Source organism: bacterium, assembly GCA_024228115.1.
Classification (GTDB): domain Bacteria; phylum Myxococcota_A; class UBA9160; order UBA9160; family UBA6930.
The window spans coordinates 1-6,190 of the sequence record JAAETT010000112.1; the positions used below are offsets into that span (position 1 = coordinate 1).

Sequence of the window (6,190 nt, forward strand, 5' to 3'; positions counted from 1 at the left end):
CCGAGGCACGCCCCAAATTCTCGCCACGGAATGGGCATCGACCACCCAAAACGAAATCCGTCAGCGTCAATCGCCGCGCGGCACGCCGAAACCGTGGAAAGCCAGGTTCTCAGCCAACTTTCGTGCATAGTTCAGGTTAGGGCAGACATATCCCCGGCTGACGACGTCGTTCTCGTCGCCGCGGATATCGATGACCCGGTTTGCGGCCCGATCAACCGTCACCGCAATGCCGCAATGGGCTTCACACAGGTTGCAGCTGCGGTAGACGACGTCGTGATCGGGGGCGGCGGTCTCGGGCATTCGCGGTCTCCTTCGCCGGGACCGTAGCCCGTTTCGGCCTCCTTTTTCCCAGGGAAGCAGACTCGATGGCGGTGGAATGGGTTCTAGTGAGGGGGCGCTGGTTCTAGCGACCCTCAGCCGAGCTTGGAGATCACATTCTCGCCGAACTGCATCATGAGATCGCGCTTCTGCTGAAGCGTCGAAGTCGGTCCGATCTGATAACTGAACGGGTAGCAGGTCGTCGCGGTCATTCCTTCGCCCTGGAGACGGCGCAGTAGATCGAGTTCGAGCGGGACGACGAGCGGGATGATCGTCTCGAAGGGATCGCTCCCGCGGCCCGCCTCCTCGCGAAGGCCTCGCAACGTCGTGCAGAATTCCACGGCCTCATCCGGCGTCTGACCTGTCCCGACCCAGCCGTCGCCAAGCGTCGCAGCACGGCGCAATGCAAACTTCGAGAGGCCTCCGATGTAGATCGGAATCTCGGCGCCTGGTGCGGGGCTCATCTGCAAGGGACCGAAATCGAAATGGTCGCCGTGGTGCTCGACCATCTCGCCGGACCACAAGCGGCGCATCACCTCGATCATCTCGTTCATCCGCTTGCCCCGGGTCTTGAAATCGACCCCCAGGGTTTCGAATTCCTCCCGAATCCAGCCCGCGCCAGCACCCAATGTGACGCGGCCCTTCGAATGAAAGGCCACGGTTCCGAGACTCTTCGCCAGCTCGATCGGATTTCGGAGCGGCAGGATGTAGACCATCGTTCCGAATTGGAGCTGCTCGGTGACGGCGGACATGGCCGCGATCGTGGTCCACGGTTCGGGCCAGGGAGTGTTGCCATCGAAACCCGGCGTGCCGTCCTCGGAGTACGGGTACCGGCTCTCGAGCGTACCGGGGAAGAAGAGATGGTCCGAGAGCATCACGCCATGAAAGCCGGCCTCTTCGGCGGCCTGGGCCAGCGGGATCAGCTGATCCGGTTCAGTGAAGGAGAGAACCTGCCAGAACTTCATGACAATCCTCTTCCTACGCAGGCACGAAGCGACTGATCGTCTCAACGACGCAACCGGGACGCTCGCTGCCTTCGATCTCCATGGTGACCTTCACGGTCGCCTGGACTGCGCTTCCCTTGACCTCTTCGGCCTTCACCAACTCTCCGACTGCGCGGAGACGCGAGCCCACGGGAACGGGAGCCGGGAAGCGCACCTTCTCCGTGCCGTAGTTCACGCCCATGGAGATGTTCTTCACGACGATGATCTGGGGAAGAAGCGCGTTGACCAGCGAGAGTGTCAGATAGCCGTGGGCAATCGTGGCCCCGAACGGACCCGCCTTGGCGCGCTCGGCATCCACATGAATCCATTGATGATCCCCCGTGGCTTCTGCGAACTGATCGATCCGCTCCTGATCGATCGACAGCCACTCGCTCGCACCGAGGCTCTTGCCGACGGCGGAGAGAAGATCCTTCGGACTCTCGAAAATGGTGGGCATCAGGTCTCCTGCCGTCAGGCGTGTTGGCTCGAAACGGGAACGACTTCGCCGGTCATGTAGGAGGCATAGTCGCTGGCGAGGAAGATCATGACGTTGGCGACTTCGAAAGGTTCGGCGGCCCGGCCGAAGGCCTCCTTTGCGATGAGCTCATCGAGCAGCCCCTCGGGCGTGACCTTCGAAAGGAACTCATGCATCGCCAGACTGGGGGCGACGGCGTTCACCCGCACGCCACCCTCGGCCGCCTCCATCGCCACGCAGCGCGTGAAAGCCATGACACCCGCCTTGGCGGCGGCATAATGACTCTGTCCCGGCTGAGCCCGCCAACCGAGCACCGAAGCATTGTTCACGATCGCGCCACTGCCGCGCTCGAGCATATGCGGCAACACGGCGCGGGTCATCCGGAAGGTGCCGTTCAGGGTCACATCGAGCACCTTGTTCCATTGCTCATCCGTCAGATCGACGACGTGACCGAAGCCGCCGAGGCCCGCATTGTTGATCAAGACGTCGAGATGGCCGAGCCCGGTCAACGCGGCCTGGATCGCAGCCTGCACATCCTGCTCGGAAGTGACATCGCAAAGGGTGGTGCCGGGCTCCGTGCCGGTGAGCTTCTTCAGCTCTTGCGCTGCATCGGAGAGCCTTCGCTCGTGGATGTCGCTGATCATCACATGAGCGCCTTCCTCGATCGCGCGACGAGCCGCCCAGAATCCGATCCCCGTACCGGCAGCGGCCGTCACGAGCACGTTCTTGCCTTCGAGGAGGTTGCGACCCTTCGGGTAGGGAGGTGCAAGCTTGCTCATGCGGTCGGGCGAGGCTCCCGCGGGAGTCCGAGGGCGCGCTCCGCGATCTGATTTCGTTGCACCTGGTTGGTTCCGCCGTAGATGGTGTCGGAGCGCGTGAAGAGGAACATCTGCTGAAGCGGAGTCAACTCGTAGGGCGCGGCTTCCAGGATCTGACCGTCATCTCCGAGCACGTCCATCGCCAACTCGCCCAGCTTTCGATGCCAGGTAGCCCAGAACAACTTGGTCACCAGGCCGGCGGGCTCAGTGGTCGCATCCTTGGCCGAGAGGGTTCGGAGCGCGTTGTAGCGTTGCATCTCCAGCCCGATCCAAGCGTCTGCGATTCGTTGTCGGTAGATCGGATCGTTTGCCTTTCCGGAAGCCTTCGCCACTTCGATGATCTCGAGCAACTCGCTTCGAAAGAGCATTTGCTGACCGAGTGTCGAGACGCCGCGCTCGAAGGCGAGCGTGCCCATGGTCACTTTCCAACCGTCGCCGGGGCCCGCGATCAGATGGTCCTTGCCGGTACGCGCCTGGTTGTAGAAGACCTCGGCAAACTCGGATTCCCCGGTGATCTGCTCGATCGGACGGACTTCCACCGCGTCCTGAGCCATGGGAATCAGCAAGTAGGTGAGGCCTTTGTGGAGCTTCGAATCCGGATCGGTGCGGCATAACGTGAAGCACCAATCCGCAACGGACGCCCAGGATGTCCAGACCTTCTGGCCTTCGATGACCCACTCGTCGCCTTCGAGCCACGCCCGGGTCTGGACGTTCGCGACATCGCTCCCGGCGTTGGGCTCCGAGAAACCCTGACACCAGATTTCCTCGCCGGCGACGACAGGCGGCAGGAAGCGTTGCTTCTGCTCGGAGGTACCGAACGCGATGAGTGTCGGACCGAGCAGCGTCTCGCCCATGTGATTCAGACGCGTCGGCGCCCCGGCCCTCGCGTACTCCTCGTGGAAGATCACTTCCTGGGAGAGCGAGAGGCCGCGACCGCCGTACTCGGCCGGCCAGCCGACGCAGGTCCAACCCCCGGATGCGAGCTTTTTCTCCCAGGCGCGACGCTCCTCGAGATGGGACATCGCGTCTGCCTGGGCGGCTCCGTGGCCGCGCAAGACGCTGAATTCGCCGCTGAGGGCGGCGTCCATCCAGGAGGCCACCTCACGGCGGAAGGCCTCATCCTGCTCGGAGAACCGAACGTGCATCGTGTCCGGTATATTACAATACGGAACGTATCGTATGCAACTCGAGCCCGCGATGGGAACCCAGCTCCCTCACTTCACCGCTCCCCGCTCTCGTAGTTCAGCGATCTCGTTGCGATCGAATCCGAACTCCTCGAGCACCGCATCGGTATCAGCGCCCGCAAAGGCCGGCGACCCACCCGGCTCTCCCGGCGTACGTGAGAGCCGCGGCGAAGGAGCGAGCTCCGGCATCCCACCACCGGGCCGAAAGACACCTCGGGCTTCGTGGTGGGGATACGTCTGCGCTTCGCCAAAGCTCAGCACCGGCGCGAAGCACGCATCGGTGCCCTCCAGGATCTCGCACCATTCGTCGCGTGTTCGGGTCTTGAACACGACGCTGAAGCGCTCGCGCAGTTCCGGCCAGGAGCTTCGATCGTTCTGGTCGGGCAGGCTCGCGAGATCGAGACCCATCTTCTCTACCAGCAGCGCGTAGAAATGCGGCTCGATCGGGGCCACGCTCACGTACTTGCCGTCCTTGGTCTCGTAGACGTTGTAGAACGGTGCACCTCCGTCGAAGAGATTCGAGCCCATCTCCTCCGTGTGCATGCCACTCGAGGCCATCGAGTAGTAGGGCGTCAGGAGCGACATGGTGCCATCGACCATCGCGGCATCCACCACCTGTCCTCGCCCTGAACGCTGCGCTTCGTGCAGGGCGCACACCACCCCGTACGCGAGCAGCAGACCTCCGCCAGCGAAGTCTCCGATAATCTGGAGGAGCGGAACCGGCGGGCCGCCGGCCGGGCCGATTGCGCGGATCACGCCGGTGATCGCTTCGTAGTTGAGTGAGTGGCCGGCCGTGTGAGCCAGAGGACCTTCCTGGCCCCAGCCTGTCAGCCGGCCGTAGACGATGCGCGGGTTGCGCTCCATCACGTCCTCCGGCCCTACCCCGAGGCGCTCGGTCACACCGGGACGAAAGGACTCGAGGAACACATCCGCTCTCTCCGCGAGCCGAAGCACGGTCGCCACTCCGTCCGGATGCTTCAGATCGACGGCCATCGAGCGTCGCCCACGATCCCAGAAGCTGTAGCCACCATCCTCGGGCTCTTCGGGGACCTCGGACACACGGTCGAGCCTGACGACATCCGCACCCATGTCGGCGAGCTTGAGCGAGCCGAAAGGCAACGCGCCGAGCCCCGCAAGTTCGAGTACCTTCACTCCGTCGAGGGGTCCTGTCATGGCAACGACGCTACGACGATCTCCCGTGGGTTGCCAGCCGAAGCAGAAAGAGCGCATTCTCTCCGGAAGGCATGACAACCGTCGAACACAAGCTCGAGAACGTGCTAGGCGGAGCCGTCCCGGTGGCCTCGCTGGTTCTACACGTCGCAGCTCTCAGTGCGGCGGGCGAGGTGTTGCGGATCCAGCACGACGCGCCCAGGAGTGAGTTCGACTTCTTCTTGCTGAATGCGGCCCGTGCGCGCAGCGACGCAATCCTGACGACGGGGCGGATCCTGCGCGAGGAACCCGAGGTCCGGCACGAAATCCAAGGCGCGCCGAAAGACGTCGAAGCCCTCACGGGTTGGCGTGAGGTCGCCCTTCGGAAGAGCGAACCTCCCTTCTTGATCGTGCTCAGCTCTGGGCGTGACCTCGACCCCCATCACCCGGCCTTCGCCGCAAGTCCGCGACCCGTCGTGTTTACCGCGGAGGCGCGCGTCACGGAGTTGCGTCGCTCTCTACCGGGAGAGGTGGTGGTCGTCGGCGACACCGCACCCAGTTTGCGCCGTGCCCTGGCCTTCACACGAAGCGAACTCGGAGCCCAGGCGGTCAGCATCGAAGCGGGGCCGAGCACGGCGCTTTCTCTCTACGACGACCCTCTCCAGATCGACGAACTCTGGCTCTCCGAGTATCTGGAGGCGAACGTTTCGGCTTCGGTCCGCGGACCACGCTTCCTTGCCCCGAACGTCCTCGATTCCCTTCTAGCGACACGTTCCCGGGCTGAGCACACGCAGACGAGTGGTCGCTGGAGATTCACCCGGCGGTCGAGGACCCCGTAGAACCAGGTGTGGTCACGGCCCCGGCTTCACCTGGCCAACCGGTGCCGCATACCGCTTCACCTCCCCGGCAGTGCGGCCGAAGTAGGCGACCTCCTGGTACCCCGCCGCCTGGATCGCTTGCGTACATGCCTCGAGGCCGACGCCCACGTCGTGAGCGCCGTGGCTGTCGTCGCCCAGGGTGACGCCGATGCCCATCTCACGAGCACGTTTCAGGATTTGTGGAAGGGGATAGACAGGAGACAAGCCGCGTCGATGGGCACCCGGATTGACATCGAGCACGGCGCTCGCCGCCTTGACGGATTCGAGTGCGCGCTCGACATGGGGCCAGACTTCATCCCCAAAGCCCGCCCCATCGCCATCGAACTTCCGGATCAGATCGAAGTGGCCGACGATTTCCGGACGCAATTCGCTGACGAGCTCTGCA

General features: G+C 63.7%; 8 protein-coding genes. 1 reads left to right on the forward strand and 7 read right to left on the reverse strand.

The window, feature by feature from the left end:
• Window positions 1–66: 66 nt before the first annotated feature.
• The 6 genes from GY937_05795 to GY937_05820 all read right to left on the reverse strand — a co-directional run bounded on the left by GY937_05795 (window position 67) and on the right by GY937_05820 (window position 4,951).
• On the reverse strand, window positions 67–300 hold the full coding sequence (locus GY937_05795; GenBank protein ID MCP5056225.1) for a hypothetical protein: 234 nt from the start codon (window positions 298–300) through the stop codon (window positions 67–69).
• A gap of 113 nt (window positions 301–413) precedes the next feature.
• Window positions 414–1,283, reverse strand: a complete 870-nt coding sequence (locus GY937_05800; protein ID MCP5056226.1) for an LLM class F420-dependent oxidoreductase — start codon at window positions 1,281–1,283, stop codon at window positions 414–416.
• Between the two features lie 13 nt (window positions 1,284–1,296).
• Window positions 1,297–1,758: a MaoC family dehydratase gene (locus GY937_05805; GenBank protein ID MCP5056227.1), complete on the reverse strand. Its 462-nt coding sequence runs from the start codon at window positions 1,756–1,758 to the stop codon at window positions 1,297–1,299.
• A gap of 14 nt (window positions 1,759–1,772) precedes the next feature.
• Window positions 1,773–2,555 carry an SDR family oxidoreductase gene (locus GY937_05810; GenBank protein ID MCP5056228.1) on the reverse strand — a complete coding sequence of 261 codons (783 nt, stop codon included), beginning with the start codon at window positions 2,553–2,555 and terminating at the stop codon, window positions 1,773–1,775.
• Window positions 2,552–3,739, reverse strand: coding sequence for an acyl-CoA dehydrogenase (locus GY937_05815; protein ID MCP5056229.1), 1,188 nt, complete (start codon window positions 3,737–3,739; stop codon window positions 2,552–2,554). Before GY937_05815 ends, GY937_05810 begins: the two co-directional genes overlap by 4 nt.
• A gap of 69 nt (window positions 3,740–3,808) precedes the next feature.
• Window positions 3,809–4,951, reverse strand: coding sequence for a CoA transferase (locus GY937_05820; protein MCP5056230.1), 1,143 nt, complete (start codon window positions 4,949–4,951; stop codon window positions 3,809–3,811).
• 71 nt (window positions 4,952–5,022) lie between these two features.
• Here GY937_05820 and GY937_05825 point away from each other — a divergent pair, with 71 nt between their 5' ends.
• On the forward strand, window positions 5,023–5,766 hold the full coding sequence (locus GY937_05825; GenBank protein MCP5056231.1) for a hypothetical protein: 744 nt from the start codon (window positions 5,023–5,025) through the stop codon (window positions 5,764–5,766).
• Between the two features lie 12 nt (window positions 5,767–5,778).
• Here the strand turns inward: GY937_05825 and GY937_05830 are convergent.
• Window positions 5,779–6,190 (reverse strand): hypothetical protein (locus GY937_05830; GenBank protein MCP5056232.1); only part of this gene is annotated, 412 nt, incomplete at its 5' end.